The organism is Actinoplanes sp. L3-i22 (assembly GCF_019704555.1).
Classification (GTDB): domain Bacteria; phylum Actinomycetota; class Actinomycetes; order Mycobacteriales; family Micromonosporaceae; genus Actinoplanes.
Genome location: NZ_AP024745.1, coordinates 3658961 through 3681195 on the forward strand (window position 1 = coordinate 3658961; position 22235 = coordinate 3681195).

Annotated in this window: 19 protein-coding genes; 12 read left to right on the forward strand and 7 right to left on the reverse strand. The window is 72.4% G+C overall.

Going from position 1 to position 22235, the window contains the following annotated elements:
• The first annotated feature begins 89 nt into the window (after nucleotides 1-89).
• Nucleotides 90-2612, forward strand: a complete 2523-nt coding sequence (locus tag L3i22_RS16215) for a hypothetical protein (RefSeq protein WP_221327792.1) — start codon at nucleotides 90-92, stop codon at nucleotides 2610-2612.
• Nucleotides 2613-2735: 123 nt separating this feature from the next.
• Here the strand turns inward: L3i22_RS16215 and L3i22_RS16220 are convergent, their stop codons facing one another.
• Nucleotides 2736-4361, reverse strand: a complete 1626-nt coding sequence (locus tag L3i22_RS16220) for a hypothetical protein (RefSeq protein ID WP_221327793.1) — start codon at nucleotides 4359-4361, stop codon at nucleotides 2736-2738.
• A gap of 208 nt (nucleotides 4362-4569) precedes the next feature.
• Nucleotides 4570-4749 carry a hypothetical protein gene (locus tag L3i22_RS16225; RefSeq protein ID WP_221327794.1) on the reverse strand — a complete coding sequence of 60 codons (180 nt, stop codon included), beginning with the start codon at nucleotides 4747-4749 and terminating at the stop codon, nucleotides 4570-4572.
• A gap of 329 nt (nucleotides 4750-5078) precedes the next feature.
• On the opposite strand from L3i22_RS16225, the gene L3i22_RS16230 reads away from it, so the two are divergent.
• The 3 genes from L3i22_RS16230 to L3i22_RS16240 all read left to right on the forward strand — a co-directional run bounded on the left by L3i22_RS16230 (nucleotide 5079) and on the right by L3i22_RS16240 (nucleotide 9237).
• Complete coding sequence (locus L3i22_RS16230) at nucleotides 5079-5645, forward strand: Uma2 family endonuclease (protein ID WP_221327795.1); 567 nt, start codon at nucleotides 5079-5081, stop codon at nucleotides 5643-5645.
• 151 nt (nucleotides 5646-5796) lie between these two features.
• Nucleotides 5797-8550 carry a TIM-barrel domain-containing protein gene (locus tag L3i22_RS16235; RefSeq protein ID WP_221327796.1) on the forward strand — a complete coding sequence of 918 codons (2754 nt, stop codon included), beginning with the start codon at nucleotides 5797-5799 and terminating at the stop codon, nucleotides 8548-8550.
• Nucleotides 8551-8676: 126 nt separating this feature from the next.
• Nucleotides 8677-9237, forward strand: a complete 561-nt coding sequence (locus tag L3i22_RS16240) for a hypothetical protein (RefSeq protein WP_221327797.1) — start codon at nucleotides 8677-8679, stop codon at nucleotides 9235-9237.
• 4 nt (nucleotides 9238-9241) lie between these two features.
• Here L3i22_RS16240 and L3i22_RS16245 read toward each other — a convergent pair whose 3' ends face one another.
• Complete coding sequence (locus L3i22_RS16245; protein WP_221327798.1) at nucleotides 9242-11221, reverse strand: M6 family metalloprotease domain-containing protein; 1980 nt, start codon at nucleotides 11219-11221, stop codon at nucleotides 9242-9244.
• 62 nt (nucleotides 11222-11283) lie between these two features.
• Between L3i22_RS16245 and L3i22_RS16250 the strand changes: the two genes are divergently transcribed.
• The 3 genes from L3i22_RS16250 to L3i22_RS16260 all read left to right on the forward strand — a co-directional run bounded on the left by L3i22_RS16250 (nucleotide 11284) and on the right by L3i22_RS16260 (nucleotide 12586).
• Nucleotides 11284-11691: an ankyrin repeat domain-containing protein gene (locus L3i22_RS16250; protein WP_221327799.1), complete on the forward strand. Its 408-nt coding sequence runs from the start codon at nucleotides 11284-11286 to the stop codon at nucleotides 11689-11691.
• A gap of 72 nt (nucleotides 11692-11763) precedes the next feature.
• Entirely contained in the window at nucleotides 11764-12396 is a 633-nt protein-coding gene (locus L3i22_RS16255; RefSeq protein ID WP_221327800.1) for a DivIVA domain-containing protein, read from the forward strand.
• 31 nt (nucleotides 12397-12427) lie between these two features.
• Nucleotides 12428-12586, forward strand: coding sequence for a hypothetical protein (locus L3i22_RS16260; RefSeq protein WP_221327801.1), 159 nt, complete (start codon nucleotides 12428-12430; stop codon nucleotides 12584-12586).
• Here the strand turns inward: L3i22_RS16260 and L3i22_RS16265 are convergent.
• A complete protein-coding gene (locus tag L3i22_RS16265; protein ID WP_221327802.1) occupies nucleotides 12578-13084 on the reverse strand; it encodes a glyoxalase/bleomycin resistance/extradiol dioxygenase family protein in 507 nt (168 codons plus the stop codon). The two genes, L3i22_RS16260 and L3i22_RS16265, sit on opposite strands and share 9 nt — an antisense overlap.
• A gap of 17 nt (nucleotides 13085-13101) precedes the next feature.
• Between L3i22_RS16265 and L3i22_RS16270 the strand changes: the two genes are divergently transcribed.
• On the forward strand, nucleotides 13102-13908 hold the full coding sequence (locus L3i22_RS16270; RefSeq protein ID WP_221327803.1) for a helix-turn-helix domain-containing protein: 807 nt from the start codon (nucleotides 13102-13104) through the stop codon (nucleotides 13906-13908).
• Nucleotides 13909-13980: 72 nt separating this feature from the next.
• Here L3i22_RS16270 and L3i22_RS16275 read toward each other — a convergent pair whose 3' ends face one another.
• The gene (locus L3i22_RS16275) at nucleotides 13981-15612 is read right to left on the reverse strand and encodes an FAD-binding protein (RefSeq protein ID WP_221327804.1); all 1632 of its coding nucleotides are present in this window, start codon (nucleotides 15610-15612) and stop codon (nucleotides 13981-13983) included.
• Nucleotides 15613-15678: 66 nt separating this feature from the next.
• Here L3i22_RS16275 and L3i22_RS16280 point away from each other — a divergent pair, with 66 nt between their 5' ends.
• Nucleotides 15679-16251 carry a TetR/AcrR family transcriptional regulator gene (locus tag L3i22_RS16280; protein ID WP_221327805.1) on the forward strand — a complete coding sequence of 191 codons (573 nt, stop codon included), beginning with the start codon at nucleotides 15679-15681 and terminating at the stop codon, nucleotides 16249-16251.
• Nucleotides 16252-16316: 65 nt separating this feature from the next.
• On the opposite strand, the gene L3i22_RS16285 is transcribed toward L3i22_RS16280, so the two are convergent.
• Nucleotides 16317-18770: a GH36-type glycosyl hydrolase domain-containing protein gene (locus L3i22_RS16285; RefSeq protein WP_255658288.1), complete on the reverse strand. Its 2454-nt coding sequence runs from the start codon at nucleotides 18768-18770 to the stop codon at nucleotides 16317-16319.
• A gap of 128 nt (nucleotides 18771-18898) precedes the next feature.
• On the opposite strand from L3i22_RS16285, the gene L3i22_RS16290 reads away from it, so the two are divergent.
• Both L3i22_RS16290 and L3i22_RS16295 read left to right on the forward strand, forming a co-directional pair.
• On the forward strand, nucleotides 18899-19930 hold the full coding sequence (locus L3i22_RS16290) for an LLM class flavin-dependent oxidoreductase (RefSeq protein WP_221327806.1): 1032 nt from the start codon (nucleotides 18899-18901) through the stop codon (nucleotides 19928-19930).
• A 3-nt stretch (nucleotides 19931-19933) separates the two neighbouring features.
• Nucleotides 19934-20605 (forward strand): NADPH-dependent F420 reductase, encoded by a 672-nt coding sequence (locus L3i22_RS16295; protein ID WP_221327807.1) that lies wholly within the window; start codon nucleotides 19934-19936, stop codon nucleotides 20603-20605.
• Between the two features lie 177 nt (nucleotides 20606-20782).
• Here the strand turns inward: L3i22_RS16295 and L3i22_RS16300 are convergent, their stop codons facing one another.
• Nucleotides 20783-21700 carry a YafY family protein gene (locus L3i22_RS16300; RefSeq protein WP_221327808.1) on the reverse strand — a complete coding sequence of 306 codons (918 nt, stop codon included), beginning with the start codon at nucleotides 21698-21700 and terminating at the stop codon, nucleotides 20783-20785.
• Nucleotides 21701-21796: 96 nt separating this feature from the next.
• Between L3i22_RS16300 and L3i22_RS16305 the strand changes: the two genes are divergently transcribed.
• Nucleotides 21797-22198, forward strand: a complete 402-nt coding sequence (locus tag L3i22_RS16305) for a DUF1761 domain-containing protein (RefSeq protein ID WP_221327809.1) — start codon at nucleotides 21797-21799, stop codon at nucleotides 22196-22198.
• Nucleotides 22199-22235 lie beyond the last annotated feature (37 nt).

Sequence of the window (22235 nt, forward strand, 5' to 3'; positions counted from 1 at the left end):
GGCGGTGGGGCGGGCTCGGGACCCCTCGAACGGGGTGGCGGTCGATAGGGTGACGACTGTCGACAGTGGGGGCTCGGGGTGGAGGACGGATGTGGGATGCGCTGATCGCTGCCATCGCGGCCGCGGTGATGTCCCGGGCCAGTGAGGACATCGGTAACGCGGCGCAGTCCACCTGGACGATGCTGATCGGCCGGGTCAGGGCCCGCCTGGGGACCGGCGCGGCGCTGGTCGACACCGGTGACCGGGACGCGTTCGAGCGGGCGCTGCGCGAGCTCCTGGAGAGCGATCCGGAGTTCGCCGCCCGGGCCCAGGCGCTGGTCCAGCAGGCGCAGGGCGAGCTCGGCGCGGCGTCGCCGATCGCGGTGACGGTGCCCAGCCCGGCGCTTCCGGAGCGGCTCGCACCCCGGCTGCTGCCCAACGGGCCCGCGGACTTCGTCAACCGGACCGGAGCGCTCGCCGCGCTGGACGAGATCCACCGGACCGGGGCGCTCGCGGCGCCGGACGAGATCCACCGGACTGGGGCGACCGCGGTGCTGGACGAGATCCACGGGACCGGGGCGACCGCCGCGCTGGATGGGATCCGCGGCACGGGCCGGGCCGGCGCCACCCCGGTTGTCGTGCTGCGCGGCGCGCCCGGGATCGGGAAGAGCGCGCTCGCGCTGCGCTGGGGTCACCAGCGGCAGGAGTGGTTCGGCGGCGGGCAGCTCTACGCGGATGTCCGTGAGCTTCCGGACGCGCTGCTGACCAGCCCCGAGTCGACCGAGGCGGTGGTGACGACGTTCCTGGTGGCGATGGGCGTGCCGGTCGGGCTGCTGCCGGACAGCTTCGCGGCCCGGCTGTCGCTGTACCGGACGATGACCGCCGACCGGCCGGTCCTGCTGATGCTGCGCGGCGTCGCGCTGCCGGCGCAGGTCAGCCCGTTGATCCCGACCGCTCCCGGCAGCCTGGTGCTGGTGAGCACCCAGCACGACGTGAGGGGCATGGCCATGGACGGCGCGCAGTTCATCGACGTCGGCCCGCTCGACGACCCGGCCGCCCGGGAGTTGCTCGCCGCGGTCGCCGGCCGGGAGCGGATCGAGGCCGAGCCGGCCGCGGCGCAGCGGGTGATCGACCTGTGCGGGCACCTGCCGATCGCGCTGCGGATCGTCGCCGCGCGGCTGCGGCTGGACGCCACGACGACGGTCGCCGAGCTGGCGGGTGAGCTGACCGCGGAACCGTACCTGCTCGACGCACTGGCCCTGCCCGGTGCCGGCAACGCGGTCGAGCCGCTGTTCAACAACGTCTACCGGCACCTCGGGGTCAAGGCCCAGGGGCTCTACCGGGACCTCGGGGTGATCCCGGTCGCCGAGGTCACCGACGGTCTGCTGGAGCGGATCGGCTGGCGGGAGCGGGCCGCCCGGCGGTCCGCCGTCGACGAGTTGCTCGGCCTCAACCTGCTGGAACGGGCCGGCCGGGACCGGTACACGCTGCATCCGCTGATCCGGGCGCACGCGGCCCGGCTCGCGAGTGAGTCCGAGACCGGGGCCGAGACCGGGGCTGGGGCTGGGGCTGGGGCCGAGACCGGGGCTGGGGCTGGGGCTGGGGCCGAGACCGGGGCTGGGGCTGGGGCTGGGGCCGAGACCGGGGTCGGCTGGCCGGAGCGGGTGGTGGCGGAGACCGTCGACTACTTCTGCGACCTCGCCGAGTCCGCGGACCGGGCGATCATGGGGGAGCGGCGCCGCCTGATCACCGGCCCGGCGCGGGACGACGGCCCGTTCGACGGGCCCGGCCGGCGGGTCGAGGCCCTGCGGGCGCTGGACCGCGGCCGGGAGGACCTGCTGCGGGTGACCCGGGCCGGGCTCGCGATCGGCGCCGACACCCAGGTGGCGCGGCTCGCGACGGCCGCCCAGGCGCTGTACTTCAACCGGCCGTACCTGGCCGACCGGATCGCGATGTCCGAGTTGGGCATCACCGCGGCGCAACGGCTGGGCCGGGCCGACGTGGAGGTCCAGATCCGGTGCACGCTGTCCGCGGCGCACTCCGGCGCGGGTGACCTGACGCGGGCACGGGCCGAGATCGACCGGGCGCTCGCGCTGCTGCCGGCCGCCGATGACCGGGTCCTCGCCGGAACGGCCTGGGAGTTCTTCGCCCGCCTGCTCGACCGGGTGGCGCGCGCCGCCCCGGAACCGGAGCAGGCCGCCGCGCGCGAGGAGGCGGAGGCGGCCTTCCGGACGACGATCGACATCTACCGCGAGGTGGGCCTGAGCCGCGGCGTGGCGCTCGGGCAGCTCTACTACGGCGTCCACCTGGACGCCGCGGGCCGGTCGGCCGACGCGTTGCCGCTGCTCGAACAGGCGCGGGACGGTCTGAACCGGGCCGGCGACGACCGGAACGCGACCCGGGCCGGCGCGGCGATCGGGGCCGCGCACCTGCACCTGGGCCGGCATCGCCGGGCGTACGAGGAACTGGCCGCGGCCGCCGCCTACCTCGCCGTCGCCGAGCTGTGGAACTACGAGCTCGAGGTACGGGAGAACCTGATCGTCGCCGCCACCGCGCTCGGCGACCGGGTGTCGGCCGCCGAACACGCGTCCCGCGCCGCCGAGATCCGCCGCCGATCAGACCCCGCGAGCTAGCCACACCGCGTCGGGAGAGCCGCCGCCGGTCAGACCCCGCGAGCCAGCCACACCGCGACGGGAGAGCCGCCGCCGGTCAGACCCCGCGAGCCAGCCGCGCCGCGGTGGGAGAGTCAGCGGGGGTCAGATCCCGTGAACCAGGTGCACCGCGACGGGGTGGTCGGTGCCCGCGACGCGGAGGTGCCACCGGCCGTCGCCGAGACTTCCGGCGCGGGCCAGGGTGTACAGCGCGGCGACCAGCCCGGCCACGTCCGCGCTCCCGGCGATCTCGGCCCGGCGGCCGTCCCGGAACACCGCGACAGCCCCGCCGGCGACACCCGCGCCGGCCACGGCGGCCCCGGGGAACCGGGCGAGCGTCTCCTCGGCCCAGGACCGGGCCGCGGATCGCCCGGTGACCGCGGCCCGGGTCAGCACCTCGGCGGCCTGCAGCGTCCGCAGGTCCCACTCGTCGTCGCCCGCGTGGAGGTGACCGATCCAGCCGTCGACCGGCTCGGCCACGTGCCGGCGGACGGCCGCGGGATATCGCCGTACCCAAATAAGCTTGTCTTCGGTTTTGGTGTGGATCACGTGCGAGGCCACCGGGACGGTGTCCGGGATCGGCGGCGGCCAGACGGGCAGCGGGGCCGGCTCGGGCGGCTCCGGCAGGTCGAGCAGCTGGTAGAGGACCGTGCGGAGCGGGCGCGCCGCCGGCGGCCCGGCGAAGGTGGCGTCGACCGCGGGCGCGTACCGGCCGGGCACGTGACCCGCGATGGTCGCCTCGACCTGCTCGGCCGGTGAGCGGCGTGGGTCGAGGCGAGCGGCGAGCCGGCTCAGCGTGGTCATCGGCGTGCCGGGGATGACCTCGTCGCCGAGCGGGGCCAGCAGCAGTGGAACGTCGGCGCCGGCCGCGAGCAGGCTGACCGACGAGTGATCGCCGACCACGCAGTCGGCGGCCGCCAGCGTCGCCTGCCAGCCCTCGTCCGGCGGGATCATCAGCAGGCCGGCGTCGCGCGCGGCGGCCAGCCACATCCGCACCTGGAGTCCACCGTGGCCGCCGGTCACGTTCGGATGCAGCACGGTGGCCACCCGGTAGGCGTCGGCGTCCAGCTCGGCGAGCAGTCGCGCGGGCAGCTCCGGCCAGCGGCCGAACAGCGACTGCCGTCCCCAGGTCGAGGTGACCACGACCAGGCGGCGGTCGCCGAGGCCGAGCGCGGCCCGGTAGCGCTGCCGCAGCAGGCGGGCGGCCCGCAGCCGGTCCAGCATCGGATCGGCGATCAGCACCGTGCGCCCGGCCGCGGCCGGTTCCGCCGCGGCGAGCTGCGCGGCCTGCTGCGGATGGGTGACCGCGACGAGCACCCGGCGCCCGGTCAGGTCGTCGGCGCGGACCGTGCCGGTGACCCGGCGACCGTCACCGCGCGAGTCCGGCAGGCTCTTGTGGAAGCCGGCCCCGTGCTGCAGCACCAGGGTCGGCGCGTCGATCGTCCGCAGCTCGGTGTTCTCACTCGCGGTCAGCGCGGCGTCGAAGTCGAGCTCGGCCAGCTGCTCCCAGGGCACGATCTTGGCGCCGGCCCGCCGCAGCAGCTCGGGAACGCCGTCCCGGAACGGCGACGAGTCGTTGAACGCGAACACCACCTGGACCCGCGGGTCGTCTCGGAGCAGCTGGACCGCGTCGAGGACGCGGGCCGTGGAGGTGACCGTGCGGGCGATGGCGAGGAGGGTGCGCTCGGCGGCCACCGTCACCCACTGAGAGGCCTCGGCGCCGACCGGCACGCGGACGGAGTCCGGCCTCCGGCCTCCGGCCCCCGGCCCCCGGCCCCCGGCCCCCGGCCCCCGGCCCCCGGCACTTCCAACGAGTCGGGAGCGCCGATGGGTGCGGTTGAGGAATCGGTGCTGCTCACATCGCCGGCCGTGACCACGGGACGAAGCTAGTCGATGGCCGCGCCCCGCATCCAATCCGCCCGGGGAAGCGGCATCATCGTCACCGGGCCGGAGCCGGAGCCGAGGACGGGCGCGTGGGCTGACCCCGTACCTCCGAATTGGTCTTGATCTTGCGGGCTCGACGAGCACTGGTGAGCAGGCGTTCGCGGTCCGCCTCGGCGATCAGCTCGCGGCGGTGGTCGTTCGCCAGGCTCAGCATGACGTCCGGGTGCATCAACATGACTGGATCTCCTTCGTGGTAACCGCTGATGAGTCCATCCTCGGTTTCCGAAGGTCCGGTCACATCGGGAACACCTGTCTATCTTCGCTGCCCAGCAGGGTTTAGAGACAGCCCGCGACGCGCCTAGGCATACCTACGACCGGGGCCTCCCGCTCGAATGCCCGTTGACCTCACCTCTAGCGCAATGACAAGATGCTCCATAACGACTTGTCGTGGGACAATGAACTAGAGATGGGTAGGGCATGAAGTGGTCGGGTCAGTTGCTGTCGCCTGGACAGGCTTGGCATGGCACGCTGGAGGAAGGCAGGTGCCGGGAGGTGGAACAACCGATGAGCGCGACGATCCTGGAACACCCGGGACCCTGGAGCGAGGACGAGTACTTCGCTCTTGGCGAGACCATGAATCGGGTCGAGCTGGTCGACGGGAGTCTCTGGGTGAGCCCCTCACCAACCAATAGGCATCAGCACATCTCATTCCTGCTCGCGAGGGAGCTCTACGGCCCGGCTCAGCTTGCCGACCTCCTGGTCTTGCAAGATGTCAACCTGCGGTTGGCCAGCGCTCGCGTGTTGGAGCCGGACATCGTGGTGGCCAATGCCAGTGACCTGGCTCCGGCGGTCGATGCCGCGGACACGGTGCTCGTCGTCGAGATCGTTTCGCCGAGCAATGCCGGAATGGACCGCCTGCTCAAGCCGCAGTTGTACGCGGCCGCCGGGATCGGCTGGTACCTGCGGGTCGAGCAGCCGCAGGAATCGGTGGAGTTGCATCTCCAACGCCTGGTCGAGGGGCAGTATGTCTCGTTCGCGGTGGCCGGCCCGGGGGAGGAACTGGTCACCGAGGAGCCGTTCCCGTTCCGGCTGGAGATCGCCTCGCTACTGGGGCATCGCCGCCGCCGGTGACGGCGGTTTCGTGGCCGAGCGGATCGCCGGGGGCCGCGTGGTCGTAGAGCGGGACCGGGGGTGCCGGCTACCGGCCAGCCTTTTGTTTGATCCATTGACATTTGTTACCGGCGAGTGACAGCGTTGTCAGGGATAGATCTCATCGCCACCGATGGGGGTTTTCCTGTTGCGCGATCTTGTCCGTAGGAGGGTCGCCGCGGCGGCCGCCCTGACCCTGGTGACGGGCGGCCTCGCGCTGACCCCGTCCTCGCCCGCTCAGGCCCACACCAAAAATCCCCGGAGCGTCGTCTCCGGCAACGCCCGCTTCCAGGTCCTCTCGCCGACCCTGATCCGCACCGAGTACTCGGCGACCGGCCACTTCACCGACGCCGGCACCTTCAACGTGATCGGCCGCGACGACTTCGCGCCGGCCCGCTTCACGCAGAAGGTCGCGCACGGCTGGCTGACCATCGAGACGGGCGCTGCCACCTTGCGCTACCGGGTCGGTTCCGGTCCGTTCGGCAAAGACAATTTGACGGTACGACTCGAAACCGCCCGGCAAACCGTGACCGCCGCCCCCTGGTCGGGCACCGGCGCGCCGGACTGCGAGCCCGGCGCCCTCTGCGAGGCCGAGGCCCTGGCCCTGACCGGCCTGAGCACGGCCACCGACCACCGTGACTACACCGGCCAGGGCTTCGTCGCCGGTTTCGAGGGCACCGGCACCGCGCTCACCTTCGCCGTCACCCCGGCGAGCGCCGGCGCCCAGCAGCTCAGCGTCCGCTACGCGAACAGCACCGGCGGCGACGGCCAGAACGTGACCCGCACGCTGACCGTCACGGTCGACGGCGTCGCGGCCGGCACGCTGAGTCTGCCCCCGACCGGCGGCTGGGACACCTGGGCACTGGCGTCCGTGCCACTGAGCCTGACCACCGGCCGGCACCAGATCGCCCTGGTCCGGACGGCGACCGACACCGGCAACGTCAACGTGGACAGCCTGGCCGTGCTCGCGCCGGGCGCCGGGTATCCCGGCCCGGTGACGCCGGCTCCGCGGCCGTGCGCGTTCGGCACGGTGTGCGAGGCGGACACCGGCGCCCGGGCCGGCGGCGCCAGGCTGGCCGACGACCACAACGGCTACTCCGGCGAGGGCTTCCTGGCCGGGCTCGAACGCACCGGCGCGGGGGTGGCGCTGACCGTGACCGGGGTGCCGGCCGCGGGCACGTACCAGGTGCAGGTGCGGTACGCGAACGGCCAGGCCGGCAGTCAGCCGGTGCAGAGCCGGACGATGGCGGTGACGGCGAACGGGGATCCGGCGGTCACGGCCACCCTGCCGCCGACGAGCGGATGGGACTACTGGCGTACGCAATCGGTGTTGATCGGTTTGCAAGCCGGGACCAACACGGTGAGCCTCGGCTGCCCGACCGACCAGAGTTGCAACGTCAACGTGGACACCGTCGCGGTCACCGGGCGGACGGCACCGCTGCTGGCCGCGCACGCGCCGCTCGGCGGGTACCGGCGCGGGCTGGACAACGTGAACGGCGGCGCGCGGACCTACGCGGGGCTGCTGTACCAGGACGGCTGGTCCCTGGTCGACGATTCGGGCACCGGGCAGGACGGCTACGTCTTCGCCTACGGTCCGGATTACCGCCGCGCGCTGCGTGAGCTGTCCACCCTGACCGGCCCGACGAAGTTGCTGCCGAACTGGGCCTACGGCGTGTGGTACTCGGAGTATTACGACCGTACCGCCGCCGATCTTGAATCTCTGGTGGCGCGCTTCAAGAGCGAAGGCGTGCCCCTGGACTCGCTGGTCGTGGACACCGACTTCAAGGCGCCGGACCGGTGGAACGGCTGGTCGATCGATCCCACCCGGTTCCCGGACTGGACCGCGTTCGCGACGTTCCTGCGCGAACAGGGCGTGCACACCGGCCTGAACATCCACCCGAGCATCCTGGGCTCGGATCCGAGGTTCGCGCAGGCGCAGCAGATCGCGAAGGGCAAGCTGCAGCGGACCGGCTGCAACGGGGGAGCGGACTGCTACGTCTTCGACTTCGACGACGCCGACCAGCTCCAGGCGTACTTCTGGCTGCACGACCAGATGGGCGCGACCGGCGTCGACTTCTGGTGGCTGGACTGGTGCTGCGACGCGTCCCGTGGGGTGGACGCCCGGATCAACCAGGCGTACGCCGACAAGACCGGGTTCGCGTTCTCCCGGGCCTACGGCTCGCTGCAGGCCGGCGGTTACGGCAACCCGGGGCCGGTGCCGTCCGGTCCCTGGGCGGACAAGCGGACCACGCTGCACTTCACCGGGGACACCATCTCGAACTGGGAGACCCTGCGGTTCGAGGTCGGCTACACCCCGGGTGAGTCGGCGGCGACCGGGCTGGCCGCGGTCAGCCACGACATCGGCGGGCACACCGGCGGGCTGCAGGAACCGGGCAGCGAGCCGGGCAGCACGAAACTGCCCGACGACCTGTACGCGCGCTGGGTGCAGATGGGCACGTTCCAGCCGATCGACCGGCTGCACTCCAACCACAGCGACCGGTTGCCGTGGCAGTACGGCCCGGCCGCGAACGCGTCCGCGAAGAAGTTCCTCAACCTGCGGAAGAAACTGCAGCCCTACACGTACGCGGCGGCGAAGGAGGCCACCCGCACCGGCATGCCGATCGTCCGGGCGATGTATCTGGCCTACCCGGGCGAGCAGGAGGCCTACGCGACGTCCGGCAGCCAGTACCTGTACGGGCCGGACCTGCTGGTGGCGCCGGTGACCACGCCGGGCTCGACCGCGACCACGACGGTGTGGTTCCCGCCCGGCGACAGCTGGACGGACTACTTCACCGGCAGGCGGTACGCGGGTGGGACCAGCGCCGCGATCACCACGACGCTGGACACCATGCCGGTCTTCGTCCGCTCCGGCGCGAAGAAGCCGTAGCCGGACCGGGGGTGCCGGGCCGTGATCACGGCCCGGCACCCCCGGTCCACAGTGGCCGAAAGTCGGTTACCCGGGTGGTCACCGGACGGTACCTTTCGGTCACGGGCCGGCGACGGGGGAGCGACGATGACGATGCGCGAGTTGAAGCGGCTCGAGATGGAACGGCTCTGGGAGAGCACCCGGCGGTTGCGGATCTCGCTCCTGGTCACGCTGGCGGCCGTCGTGGTCCTGCTGGTGCTGCTGATCGTCGGCGATGTCGGCCTCCCGGTCTTCTTCGGCGCACCGATCGGCGTCGGCATCGGCCTGCTGCTGACCATCCCGAACCGTAAGGTCGTGGCCGAACTGGGCCTGACGCCCGCCGAGGCGCGCGTGATCGTGGAGGCCGAGCGGCTGCGGCGGAACGGCGTCGCCGACCTCCCGCCCGAGGCCCGGGCCGGGCGGGAGACGGTGCGCGGCCGCATCTGGCTCGCCGTCGCGCTGGTGAGCACCGTGATCCTGGTGGTGGCGGCGAAGTACTTCTTCGGCAAGGCCGGCCAGACGGTCGAGGAGGACGCCCCGACCGACATCTGGTTCGGGGTCAGCTTCTTCGCCGGTTTCGCCGCGCTCGTGCTGGCACCCACCGCGTTCTGGCAGGCGGGCAACCATCGGGAGGCCGCCCGCAGCTGGCAGCGGCGGGCCGGGGCCTGAGTCGTCAGCGCCGCACCGTGCACGTGGTGGTGACGGTCGCGGCCGGGTCGCTCTCCGAGGTGACCGTGACCCGGGTGGTGTGCTTGACGTAGACGTCCACCGACGCCGTCCGGTCGACGGCCACGACCTCCCGGGGCAGCGTCGCGCCGGGCGCCGCGATCCGGAAGACGTCGTCGCCGGTGCCGGTGTTGCGCAGCGGGATCGTGCACTTGCCGTCGCGCGCGATCGCCGGCGCTGCCTGCACGCCACGAGCGGCCGGCCCGGCGCCGTCCAGCGAGCGCACCGCCACCTGGTACGACAGCACCCCGCTCCGGTCCCGCTTCCGGTCCAGCACGTAGAACTGCAGCCGGTTGGCGGTGTCGGTGTACTCGAACTCGCTGCCCGACCCGGTCCCGGCGTGGAACAGCGCGTCCGACAACTGCCGGTAGTCCCCGATCGTCATCTTCTGCGGCGTCCCGTCCGGCAGCACGAAGTCCACCTTGTCGATGTCCTGCGGGTTGGCGTCGACGGTCCAGATGAACGGCGCGTTGTCCGCGTTCTTCGTCTTGGCCAGCAGCACCCCGGAGTCCGGCGTGAACGAGTCGAACCCCATCCGGTCGACCACTTCCAGGGTGTAGTTGTCGTACTTCCCGCCGTCGCAGAACGGATCCGTCGCGGTGTCGCAGGCCGGTGCACGGTCGCCGCCGTCGAGCGTCACGTTGATCCCGGCCAGGCCGCGCCCCTCCACCTCGCGGGCGGTCACCCGGGTCACCACCACCCCGGAGGTGGCCAGCGCGTCCCGGGACAGCTTGAGCACCGCGTCGTCGTCGACGATGCCGAGCTTCACCTTGTTGCGCAGCATGTGCTGGGCGCCCATCGACGACCCGGAGGTGCCCGGGATCAGCCACCGGCTGTGCGGCCCGCCCGGCCCGTTGAACGTGCCCCGGCTCAGCATCTCCCACGGCCCGCTGTAGTCGCGCCGGGCCGGCACACTGTACGGATTGTTGTAGTTGTCGCCGATGCCGAGAATGTGGCTGAACTCGTGCGCGTAGGTCGACATCCCCGAGCTCTCCGCCTGCAGCGAGCTGCCCTGGGTCGCGTTGGGCCAGACGTTCGACGACGCGGCCCACGAGGTCCAGTCGACGTACCGGGTCGCGTTCCAGTTCGGCAGCGCCGCGTCCGGCGGCCCGAAGTCGTCGGTGACGTCCTCCTTGGTCTGGAACTTCATCTGGCCGAACTCCTGCCAGGTGGACGACTCGTCCTGACCCGCGGACAGGAAGAACACGAAGTCGAACTTGGCCGCTTCGGCCTCACCCACCGCCGTGGTCCAGGCCGCCTTGGCGTCGGTACGGAGGTCGCGCCCGCACGTGTCGCCGGCCGGGCAGCCCTGGCCGCGCTGCATCGAGTTCTCGATGCCGTACTCATGACTCGACTCCGGCATCTGGTAGACGCCGAACGCGCTCAGCTCGATGCCGTACCGCCCGTTCGAGTCCTCCATCCAGTACTCGTGGATGGTGTGCCCGTGGTTGAGCGCGCCCGGCTTGTTGAGGAAGTCCCGGTAGAACGCCGGAACCGCGGCCCGGTCCAGGTTCTGCACGCCGTTCGGGTTGCCGTAGATCGTGGAGTTCGCCGGCTGGGTCACCACGAACGGCTGGTTCGGGTAGTCGACCAGCACGAGCGCGCCCTTGAAGTTCCGCTCCGAGCCGGGCACCGCCGGGTCCGCCCAGTTCGTCCCGGGCACCGCCCGGTAGTCCGACCAGGTCATCGTGTCCGGCAGTTCGTACCGCTGCGGGTCGATCGGCTGCGGGCCGCCGCCCGGCTTGGCCAGCGCGGCCGCCTGGTCGACCTGCCACGGCTGGGTCTGCGGCCAGTGCCGCATCCGCCACGGCGTCTCCGGGTCGACGCCGCCGGGCGGCGCGGCCGTCGCCGGGGTCGCGGCGAGCGCGCCGGACACCGCCAGGATCGTGACCGACAGGACCGAGAGCAACCGCCGCGCCGTCGTCATCCCGCCATCCTGCCAGTCCAATAGATGCTTATCAATTGGACTGGCGGTCGACAATGGACCGGATGAACCAGCGCCGACGCAAGAGACTGCAAGCCCGTCTGCTGGCCGCCGCCGGCTGGGGCAGCGCCCGGGAGGTCGCCGCGCTGCTGCGGGCCGGCGCCGACCCGAACCTGCCGGCCCCGGGCGGCAGCACCCCGCTGTACCGCGCGAGCGTGCAGAACCGTCCGGAGATCGTCCGGCTGCTCGCCGCGGCCGGCGCTGACCCGGACCGGGAGAGCGGCACGGGCGACGAGGGACTGCCGCTGACCGCCGCCGCCTGCTGGGGGCACGAGGCCGCGGTGCGCGAGCTGCTGGCCGCCGGCGCCGACCCGCACCGGCGCGAGGACGGCGGGAGCGGGCGCACCGCGATCGAGTGGGCCGAGGCCGGCGGGCACCTCCGGACCGTCGAAATCCTGACCGCGGGGGTGTGATCCCGGTTTCGTCCGGCCGGAGCGGGCGGTGCGGCGGCGTACAGTCGGAGACCGATTCGATCGGGGTGCTCTATGCCGCTAACGCCGGCCGACGTTCACAACATCAGCTTCCAGCGGGCCACCCTGGGCCGCCGGGGGTACGACACCGACGAGGTCGACGCGCTCCGGGAGGAGATCGGCCTGGAGATGGCCCGGCTCCTGGCCGAGCAGGACGCCCTGACCGACCAGCTCCGCCGCGGCGGCCCCGGTCCCGCCACCGGCCCCACCGAGGACGAGCTGGCCGAGGTCAGTGACGCGCTGGGCCGGGAGCTGCGGGCCCGCGACGAGTCGGCGCGGATCGCCGACGGTCTGCAGCGCCGGCTGCACGAGGTCCGCAACGCCGCTCCGGTCCCGGCGCCGCCGGCGCTCGACGAGCGGGTGCTGGCGATGGCCCAGCGCACCGCCGAGCAGCACGTGCAGGACGCGTTCCAGGAGTCGGAGCAGGTGCTCGGCGAGGCCCGGCAGGAGTCCGAGCAGCTGGTCGAGCAGGCCCGGTTGACCGCCCGCGACATCGAGCAGGACGCGCTGCGCCGCGACGGCGAGGCGGCCGCCGCGCTGACCGAGCGCCGGTCCGCGCTGCAGCACGAGGTCGCCGAGCTGACCGAGCTCGCCGAGAACTACCGGGCCGACCTGGCCGACGACGTCCGGCACCACGGCGCGATCTGACCTTACGGTCCTTGCCCGGAGCCCGGACGAGTTGATCGCCTTCGCCCGGGAGCGGCTCTCCGCGCACCAGGTGCCCAAGGCGGTGCACCTGGTCGACGCGCTCCCCAGGAACCCGTCCGGCAAGCTGCTCAAACGCGACCTGCGCGAGCGGTTCGGCGGCGCCGCCTCCGCGGTCGGCCGGTCAGGCTGACTGGCTCTGCTGGGCGGCCCACTCGGCGACCCGGCGGGCGCTCTCCTCCTCGGACAGGTCCTCGACCCGGGTCATGATCGACCAGCGGACGCCGAACGGGTCCCGGATGCTGGCGAACCGGTCGCCGGAGACGAACGTGGTCGGCGCCTCCCGGATGACCGCGCCGGCCGCCTCGGCCCGCGCGACCACCGCGTCCACGTCCGGGCAGTAGCGGCCCATCGAGTAGCAGTCCTGGTCCCCCTCCGGCGGCGCGACCAGGCCGTAGTCCGGCATCGGCTCGCCGAGCTGCAGCAGCCCGTCGCCGAAGTCGAGCACGGCGTGTGCCACCACCTTGCCGAACTCGGTCACGTCCACCACCCGTGCCCCGAAGATCTCGGTGTAGAAGTCGATCGCCCCGCGCGCGTCCGGAATGACCAGAAAGGGGGTCAGAGCGGTCGCGCCGTGCGGTGTGCCGTTCGTGGTGTGCCGGCCGTCCGCGGCCTTCGTCGTCTCGGTCATAGGACAGGATCGTAGGTATGACCAGCGGGAAGCGGCTTGAAGATTCGCGACATCCGCGGGGTGTCCTCTACCCGGCGCGGCTGCCCACCTTCGCGCGGATCCCGCCGCCCGAGCCGGTCGAGCAGTTCGTGCGGTGGTTCTGGATCCCGGAGTGGCAGCTCCAGCCGGGACGGTCGTCGCGCCAGCACCTGATCGCGTTCCCGGCCTGCAACCTGGTCGTCGAGCCGGACGGGGTCGGGCTCGCCGGGCCGACCACCCGCGCCTCGCACCGGGATTTGACCGGAACCGGCTGGGGCGTCGGCGCCCTGCTCCGGCCGGCCGCGGTGCCGCACCTGGTCGCGGACCCGGCCGCGGTGCGCGACACCTACCAGCGGATGGATCTTCCCGACCTGCACGACCTGGTGTGCCGGGCGATGACCGGGCCCGGCGACCGGCACCGGCACGCCGTCGACGCGTTCGCCGGGTGGCTCGCCGCCCGGATCCCGCCGCCGGACCGGGAGGCGCTGCTGGCCAACGAGATGGCCACGGTCATCGACTCCGATCCGGAGATCCGGACGGTCAAGGACGCGACGGTACGGCTGAGCATCCCGGCCCGATCCCTGCAACGGCTCGCCGGTCGCTACGTCGGGCTGACCCCGCTGGCGATGATCCGCCGGCGCCGCCTGCAGGAGGCCGCCGAACGCCTGCGCACCGACCCGGACACGGCCCTGGCCGACGTCGCCGCGGACCTCGGCTACAGCGACCACGCCCACCTGGCCAACGAGTTCCGCGCGGTCCTCGGCCTGACGCTCAGCGGCTATCGGCGCAGCGCCACCGAACCCTGACCGGGACCGATCAGGCCAGGTGATATCACCCGCCCGACTCGCCGGCTCGAACGTGGCGGAGACGCGACCGGCCTACGACCGGCGGGCCATCTGCCGGGCGGCGCGCAGGCCGAAGACGACCGCGGGACCGATCGTCGAGCCCGGCCCCGGATAGGTGCGGCCCATCACCGACGCGGAGTTGTTCCCGGCGGAGTAGAGGCCGTCGATGACCGTGCCGTCCTCGCGCAGCGCCCGGCCGTCCGGGTCGGTGACCACGCCACCCTTGGTCCCGAGGTCACCGATGACGATCCGGTACGCCGCGAACGGCCCCTTCTCCAGCGGCCCCAGGCAAGCGTTCGGGTGCACGGTCGGGTCGCCGTAGTACCGGTCGTAGGCGGAGTTCCCGCGCCCGAAGTCCCCGTCGACCCCGGACCGGGCGAACCCGTTGAACCGCTCGACGGTCGCCCGCAGCCGGGCCGCGTCCACGCCGATCCGTCCGGCGAGCTCGTCCAGGGTGCCGGCCTTCGCGGTGATCCCGGCCTCGCGCATGGCCTTGTTGTTCTTCGGGTCGAGCGCGAACGTACGCAGGTAGCGCCGCGCGTGCCGGGCGTCGGCGACCATCCAGTACACCCCGTCCTTGTCGTGTTCGAGCATGTGGTGCCCGAGGTCGACGTAGGACTCCGACTCGTTGGCGAACCGCTCGCCGTGCGCGTCCACGATGATCGAGTACGGCAGCGACCGCTCACCCACCAGGAACGCCGGCCCGTGCCCCGGCGCGCCCGCCAGCGACCCGCCCCACCAGGCGTCGTCCATCAGCTCGACCGCGGCGCCGGCCTTCTGTGCCAGCTCGATCGGGCGTCCCAGGTTCGCCGGGTTCCCGGAGGGCGAGCCGTCGATCCCGTGGTACCGCCGCCGCCACTCGGTGTTGTGGTCGAACCCGCCGCCGGCCAGCATCACGCCCCGCCCGGCGCCGACCGTCACCGACCGCCCGTCCCGGGTGATCCGGATCCCGGTGACCCGGTCGCCCTCGACGATCAGCTCCTCGAGCGGCGCGTCGAGCCACAGCGGCACCCGGCCGCGCAGCACCACCGCCCGCAGGAACGAGGTGGCCAGCCCGGCCCCGATGCCGGTCAGCCGCTGCCCGCGGACGACCCCGCCGAGCGCCCGGAACACGAACTTCGCGCCGCGCCCGAAGCCGGCCGGGGTCGACCAGGCCCGGCCCAGCAGCCACACGTCGTCGGTCTTGACCGGCATCGCGGCCGGCGCGTTGATCGTCTTCCACCAGTCGCCGATCGTGCGGGAGTTGACCGGCTCGACCTCGATCGCCCGGCCGATCTTCCCGCCGGGTAGCTCCGGGTAGTAGTCGGGGTAGTCGGCGGACCGGGCGAACACCATGCCGTGCTTCTCGGCGGTGGTGACGAAGTCGGTGACCCCGTCGACGAACGCCTCCTTGCGCTCCCGGGACGTGGACCGCCCGGTCTCGCCGACGGTCGCCTCCAGGTAGGTGAGCGCCTCCGCCCGGGAGTCGCCGGCCCCGGCGCGGCGCATCAGCGGGTTGTCCGGCAGCCACATGCCGCCGCCGGACATCGCGGTGCTGCCACCCCACTTGGCGCTGCCCTCGACGATCAGCACGCTGAGTCCCTCGTCGGCGGCGCCCAGCGCGGTGGCGAACCCGGCCGCGCCGCTGCCCACCACGACCACGTCGTAGGTGTGATCGAAGGTCATGGTCGGTCCCTCCCGGCTCCCGGCTCCCGGCAACCGGACAAGACTGTCCGGTTGTTAGGGTGCAGCATGCCCACCAGCAGCGGTCGCGTCAACCGTGGTCCGGCCGCGGCCTCGGAGAATCGGCAGGCGATCCTCGACTCGGCCCGCCGGCTGTTCACCGAGCGGGGCTATCACGTGCCGCTGAGCGCGATCGCCAAGGACGCCGGGGTCGGCCAGGGCGTGCTCTACCGGCACTTCCCGACCCGGCTCGACCTGGCGTTCACGGTCTTCGAGGAGAACTTCACCCAGCTCGAGGCGATCGCCGCGGAGCCCGGCCCGGACGCGTTCGGTCACCTCTGGGAGCGGATGGTCGAGCTGACCGTGGAGTCCGCCGCGTTCGTCGAGATGGCGGTCGACGCCCGCCGGGCCATGCCGGAGTACACCGGCGGCGAGCGCCTGCGGGTGCTGATCGGCGACACGCTGCCGCGGGCCCGGGCGGCCGGGCTGATCGATCCGGTCGTCACGGTCGCCGACGTGCTGCTGGCGCACCGGATGGTCTACGGCGTCATCGCGACCGTGATCGATCCGGCCGAGGCCGCGCCGGCCGCCCGTCGCGCGGTGGACCTCCTGCGCTGGGCGGCCAGAGATCAAAAGACGTAAATCCGATTTCCCGTACGCGGTGAGCCCGGTGGCCGGGCGAGCCTGAACCCGCCCGGCCGTACGGGTCAACCCCCGATGACCGCCTCGACCCGCACGGTCGCGCCCGCCGGGGCGAGCGGGATCAGCGCGCCGTCCACGCGTTCGCCGTCGACGAGCAGGTGGGTGACCCGCCCGCGGGCCCCGGCCGGCTTGCGGACGGTGATCTCGTAGGTGGCGCCGCGGAAGGCCCGGGTCGCCGAGAAGCCGGGCCATCCGTCCGGCAGCACCGGGTCGATCCGCAGGCCGGCCAACTCCGGCCGGATGCCCAGGATCCACTGGGTGATCGCCACGAAGTTCCACGCCGCGGTCCCGGTCAGCCAGGAGTTCTTGGCCTCGCCGTGGGTCGGCGCGTCCCGGCCGGCGATCATCTGGGCGTAGACGTACGGCTCGGACCGGTGCACCTCGCTGATCGCCTCCCGCGCCGACGGGTTGATCCGCCGGTAGTAGTCGAACGCGCGGTCGCCGTGGCCCAGGATCGTCTCGGCGATCATGATCCACGGGTTGGTGTGGCAGAAGATCCCGGCGTTCTCCTTGTACCCGGGCGGATACGTGGAGATCTCCCCGAGCTCGATCCGGTACGACGTGTACGCCGGCTGCTGCAGCACCACGCCGTGCGGGGTGGCCAGCCGCTCGGCGACGCTGTCCAGCGCGCGGGCGGCCAGCCCGTCGTCGAGCCCGACGCCGGCCAGCACGCACATGCCCTGCGGCTCGACGAAGATCTGGCCCTCGTCGTTCTCGCCGGAGCCGACCGGGTTGCCGTAGAAGTCGTACGCCCGGCGGAACCAGTCGCCGTCCCAGCCGTGCTCGGTGATCGTGCCGGTCATCTTCTCCGCGGCGGCCCGGTACTCGGCGGCCCGCTCGTCCCGCCCGCGCAGCTCGGCGATCCCGGCCAGCTCCTTCGCGGCCAGCACGAACTGCCCGGCGATGAAGACCGACTCGGCCTGCCCGCCGACCGCGTTCTCGGTGGTCTGGAACGGCTCGCCGGGCGTGTCCGAGAAGCAGTTCAGGTTCAGGCAGTCGTTCCAGTCGGCGCGGCCGATCAGCGGCAGGCCGTGCGGCCCGAGCCGGTCCAGGGTGTACGCCAGGGAGCGGGTCAGGTGCTCGTAGAGGGTGACCTCGCTGCCGGCCTCGTTGTCGAACGGCACCGGCTCGTCCAGGATCGTCGCGTCCCCGGTCTCCTTGAGGTAGGCCGCGACGCCCAGGATCAGCCACAGGGGATCGTCGTTGAAGCCGTCGCCGATGTCGTTGTTCCCGCGCTTGGTGAGCGGCTGGTACTGGTGGTACGCCCCGCCGGTGGCCAGCTGGGTGGCGGCGATGTCCAGGATCCGCTCCCGGGCCCGCTCCGGGATGACGTGCACGAAGCCGAGCAGGTCCTGATTGGAGTCCCGGAAGCCCATGCCGCGGCCGATGCCGGACTCGAAGAGCGACGCCGACCGGCTCAGGTTGAAGGTCACCATGCACTGGTACGCGTTCCAGATGTTGACCATCCGGTCGGTGTCCGGGTCCGGGGTGCTGACCTGCAGGTTGCCGAGCAGCCGGTCCCAGTGCTCGCGCAGGGTGGCGAAGCCCTCGGCGACGGCTTGCGACCGCAGCCAGTGGGCGATCACCGGTCGTACCCGAAGCTTGTTGAGGTTTTGTGATTGTGGGGGATCGAACTTCTGGTCGCGCGGGTTCTCGGCGTAACCGAGCACGAAGATCACCTCCCGGGACTCGCCCGGCGCCAGGGTGAGGCGGACGTGGTGGCTGCCGATCGGTGACCAGCCGTCGGCGATCGAGCCGGTGGCCGCGCCGTTCTCGACCGCGGCCGGGCGGTCCCAGCCGCGGTAGGCGCCGAGGAACGCCTCGCGCTGGGTGTCGAAGCCGGCCAGCGGCTCCGAGCAGGCGAAGTAGGCGAAGTGGTCGCGCCGCTCCCGGTACTCGGTCTTGTGGTAGATCACGCCGTCGTCCACCTCGACCTGCCCGGTGGAGAAGTTGCGCTGGAAGTTCGTCGCGTCGTCCTGGGCGTCCCAGAGGCAGAACTCGACCGAGGAGAAGAGCGACAGCTCGGCGGTGGTGTCGCGCTCGTTGGTGACCGTGGTCCGCCAGACCTCCAGGGTCTCGCCCAGCGGCACGAAGTACAGCGTCTCGGCGCGGACGCCGCCGCGGGCCGAGGAGATCCTGGTGTACGACAACCCGTGCCGGCACTCGTAGTCGTCGAGGTCCCGCTGGGTCGGCTGCCAGGACGGCGACCAGAAGTCACCGGTCGCGTCGTCGCGCAGGTACAGGTAGCGGCCGCCGAGGTCGAGCGGCGCGTTGTTGTAGCGGTAGCGGGTGAGCCGGCGCAGCCGTGCGTCGCGGTAGAACGAGTAGCCGCCCGCGGTGTTGGAGATCAGCCCGAAGTACTCCTCCGAGCCCAGGTAGTTGAGCCAGGGCAGCGGGGTGTCGGGCCGGTCGATGACGTACTCACGGGTCCGGTCGTCGAAGTGTCCGTAACGCACCATGCATCTCCTTCGGTTGGGAGCGCTCCCATTTCGGGATTGTAAACGCCGCCTGTGCCCGGGCTCACGTTTGATTGACGTGTCAATTACCTCGCGGCATAGTTGACACGTCAATCACGGGAGGCGGGGTCATGCGGGAACTGGAATTCGGGCTCGACACCTTCGGCGACGTGCCGGTCGGCGACACCGGCGCACCGGTGTCCTACGCCGCCGCGATCCGGCAGGTCACCGACGAGGCGGTGCTCGCCGACGGGCTCGGCGTCGACGTGATCGCGCTCGGCGAGCACCACCGCCCGGAGTACGCGATCTCCACCCCGGAGACGGTCCTCGCCGGCATCGCCGGCCGCACCTCGCGGATCCGGCTGGCCTCCGGCGTCACCGTGCTCAGCTCGGACGACCCGGTCCGCGTCTTCCAGCGCTTCGCCACCGTCGACGCGCTGTCCTCCGGCCGCGCCGAGGTGATCCTCGGCCGGGGCTCGTTCACCGAGTCGTTCCCGCTCTTCGGGTACGACCTGAGCGACTACGACGTGCTGTTCGAGGAGAAGCTCGACCTGTTCGTGCGGCTGCTCGACGAGCGGCCGGTCACCTGGACCGGCACCACCCGCGCCCCGCTGACCGACGCCGACGTGTTCCCGAAGACCGAGTCCGGCCGGCTGACCACCTGGGTCGGCGTCGGCGGCTCCCCGCAGTCGGTGGTCCGCACCGCCCGGCACGGCCTGCCCCTGATGCTCGCCGTGATCGGCGGCGCCCCGGACCGGTTCGCGCCCTACGTCAAGCTCTACCGCCAGGCCGCCGAGCAGCTCGGCACGGTCGCCCACCCGGTCGGCATGCACTCGCCGGGCTTCGTCGCCGACACCGACGAGGAGGCCAAGGAGATCTTCTACGCGCCGTACAAGGTGATCCGCGACCGGATCGGCGCCCTGCGCGGCTGGCCGCCGTTGCGCCGCAGCGAGTTCGAGGCCGAGGTCGAGAACGGCTCGCTCTACCTCGGCTCCCCGGAGACGGTGGCCCGCAAGATCGCTCGCGCGGTCCGGGCGCTGGACGTCGGCCGGTTCGACATGATCTACACTGCCGGGGCTCAGCCGGTCAGCGCCCGGCTGCGCTCGGTCGAGCTGTTCGGTGCGAAGGTGATGCCCATGGTCCGCGACATCCTGGCCGGCTGAACGATGACCACACTCGGCATCCTCGGCGCCGGCAAGGTCGGCACGGTCCTGGCGCGACTCGCGGTCGCCGCCGGCTACGACGTTCTGGTGGCCGCCTCGGGCGACCCCGCGAAGATCAAGCTCATCGTCGAGGTCCTCACCCCCGGCGCCCAGGCCGTCCCGGCGGCGGAAGCGGCCGCCCGGGCGGACATCGTCGTGCTCGCCCTGCCACTCGGCAAGCACCAGAACGTCCCGGTCCCGGCCCTGGCCGGCAAGCTGGTGATCGACGCGATGAACTACTGGTGGGAGGTCGACGGCATCCGCGACGACCTCACCGACCCGCGGACGTCCTCCACCGAGACCGTCCAGAGGTTCCTGCCGGCGTCCCGGGTGGTGAAGGCCTTCAACCACATGGGCTACCACGACCTGGAGGAGGGCGCCCGCCCGGCCGGCTCGCCGGGCCGGCGCGCGATCGCCCTGGCCGGCGACGACCCGGCCGACGTGGCGGCGGTGTCGGCGCTGATCGACGCGCTCGGCTTCGACCCGGTCGACGCCGGGCCGCTGGCCGAGGGCATCCGGATGGAACCGGGCGCCGAGCTGTTCGGCGCGAACGTGGCCGCCGACGAGGTCCGCGCCATGCTCGCCGGTTTCCCGGACTCCCCCCGCGGCCGAGCCGTCGCCGAAGCCCGCGCCTGACCCACCTCCCCGGGCCCCGAGAGCGTGGGTTCTTTTGAACCGTGCCCACCCGCGGACGTCGCCCTTGCGGGTCTCGCGTTCTGGGCGCCCCGCGCCCTTGCGAGGCCCGGAAGGGTCCCCGCGGGAGCGACGATCGGTTATTGGCCGCAGCATAGGCAATGATGAATTTGATGGGTCTCAATTGCCGGCGGCGCGGCGGAAGCGGTCGGCGAGCTGGGTGCAGGCGGCCTGGAGCTCGGGTGGGGCGACCGGCTCGAGGTCGGTGTCGTAGCGGGCGAAGGCCGCCGCCAGGCTGACCCAGGACCAGGAGCCGAGGGTGACCCGGCAGCGGTCCGGGCCGAGCTCCTCGACGATGCCCTCGTGGGTGAACCGGGCGATGTGCGCGGCCGGTTTGCCGAGGATCGCGGTTCCCTGGCACGGCCAGTTCCCGGAGGTCGAGCCGCGGAAGACGCCCAGGACGTAGCCGGTCACGTCGCCGCCGGGGAGTTCGCGCGGGGTGAAGCGGGGGCCGTTCGGGGTGCGCAGGGTCATCCGGTCGGCCCGGAACGTGCGCCAGTCGTCGCGGTCGAGGTCCCAGGCGATCAGGTACCACCGGCCGTCCCGGGTGATCACGTGGTGCGGCTCGGCCCGGCGCCGGTTGTCGCCGTAGTCGAAGCGGAGCACCTCCCGGGCGTGCACCGCGCCGCTCAGGGCCAGCAGGAGCTCGCCGTCGACCTCGGCGGCCGGGCGGCGTACCGCGGTCACCCGCAGCGCCTCGACCCGGTGCCGCAGCCGGGACGGCAGGACCTGCCGGATCGTGGTCAGCGCCCGGGTGGCCGCCTCGCCGCCCGCCACCTGCAGCGCCAGGACCAGCGCGACCGCCTGCTCGTCGTCGAAGAGCAGCGGCGGCAGGTCCTTGCCGGCGCTCAACCGGTAGCCGCCGTCGGGGCCCTTCACCGCGTCGATCGGATAGCCCAGCTCGCGCAGCCGGTCCACGTCCCGGCGGATGGTGCGCAGGCTGATCCCGAGCCGCTCGGCGAGCAGGCCACCGGGCCAGTCCCGTCGGGACTGCAGCAGGGACAGCAGGGCCAGCAGGCGGGCGGACGTGGTCGGCATGCTCCGGATTCTGCCCGGAGAAGGTGCCACAACCTGGCACCTACCCCTGCGAATCTTGCCGCACCTTCCGCTTACGAGCAGTTCGGAGACACCATCATGGGCGACGTCAACTGGATCGGGATCCTGGCCGGCTTCCTGGCTTTCACCGTGCTCGGCGGCGTGTGGTTCGCGCTGCTCTTCCCGCGGGCGTACAACCGCTCGCTCGGCCGGGAACCGGGGGCCAAGCCGGAGCCGTCGCCGCTGTTCTTCGCCGGGCCGGCGCTGACCAGCCTGGTCATCACGGTCACCAGTGCCTACCTGATGGCGGAACTGGGGATCGAGACGTACCGGGAAGCCCTGGTCTTCGGGTTGGTCGTGGGTGTCGGCTATCTCGCGGCGAACACCGTGAACATCGCGATCAACCCGAACTTTCCGCGGCCGCTGCTCTACGCGGCGATCTCCGGGGGCTACAACATCCTCGGCAGTGTGCTGGTGAGCGTGCTGCTGCTGTCGTTTTAGGACTCGCTTAGCGGGCGGTTAAGGGCGGACTCGGGAT

Coding starts and splice junctions, on each gene's coding strand:
- L3i22_RS16215 (WP_221327792.1), top strand. CDS start 90: ATGTGGGATGCGCTGATCGCTGCCATCGCGGCCGCGGTGATGTCCCGG.
- L3i22_RS16225 (WP_221327794.1), bottom strand. CDS start 4,749: ATGTTGATGCACCCGGACGTCATGCTGAGCCTGGCGAACGACCACCGC.
- L3i22_RS16230 (WP_221327795.1), top strand. CDS start 5,079: ATGAGCGCGACGATCCTGGAACACCCGGGACCCTGGAGCGAGGACGAG.
- L3i22_RS16235 (WP_221327796.1), top strand. CDS start 5,797: ATGGGGGTTTTCCTGTTGCGCGATCTTGTCCGTAGGAGGGTCGCCGCG.
- L3i22_RS16240 (WP_221327797.1), top strand. CDS start 8,677: ATGACGATGCGCGAGTTGAAGCGGCTCGAGATGGAACGGCTCTGGGAG.
- L3i22_RS16245 (WP_221327798.1), bottom strand. CDS start 11,221: ATGACGACGGCGCGGCGGTTGCTCTCGGTCCTGTCGGTCACGATCCTG.
- L3i22_RS16250 (WP_221327799.1), top strand. CDS start 11,284: ATGAACCAGCGCCGACGCAAGAGACTGCAAGCCCGTCTGCTGGCCGCC.
- L3i22_RS16255 (WP_221327800.1), top strand. CDS start 11,764: ATGCCGCTAACGCCGGCCGACGTTCACAACATCAGCTTCCAGCGGGCC.
- L3i22_RS16265 (WP_221327802.1), bottom strand. CDS start 13,084: ATGACCGAGACGACGAAGGCCGCGGACGGCCGGCACACCACGAACGGC.
- L3i22_RS16270 (WP_221327803.1), top strand. CDS start 13,102: ATGACCAGCGGGAAGCGGCTTGAAGATTCGCGACATCCGCGGGGTGTC.
- L3i22_RS16275 (WP_221327804.1), bottom strand. CDS start 15,612: ATGACCTTCGATCACACCTACGACGTGGTCGTGGTGGGCAGCGGCGCG.
- L3i22_RS16280 (WP_221327805.1), top strand. CDS start 15,679: ATGCCCACCAGCAGCGGTCGCGTCAACCGTGGTCCGGCCGCGGCCTCG.
- L3i22_RS16285 (WP_255658288.1), bottom strand. CDS start 18,770: ATGGTGCGTTACGGACACTTCGACGACCGGACCCGTGAGTACGTCATC.
- L3i22_RS16290 (WP_221327806.1), top strand. CDS start 18,899: ATGCGGGAACTGGAATTCGGGCTCGACACCTTCGGCGACGTGCCGGTC.
- L3i22_RS16295 (WP_221327807.1), top strand. CDS start 19,934: ATGACCACACTCGGCATCCTCGGCGCCGGCAAGGTCGGCACGGTCCTG.
- L3i22_RS16300 (WP_221327808.1), bottom strand. CDS start 21,700: ATGCCGACCACGTCCGCCCGCCTGCTGGCCCTGCTGTCCCTGCTGCAG.
- L3i22_RS16305 (WP_221327809.1), top strand. CDS start 21,797: ATGGGCGACGTCAACTGGATCGGGATCCTGGCCGGCTTCCTGGCTTTC.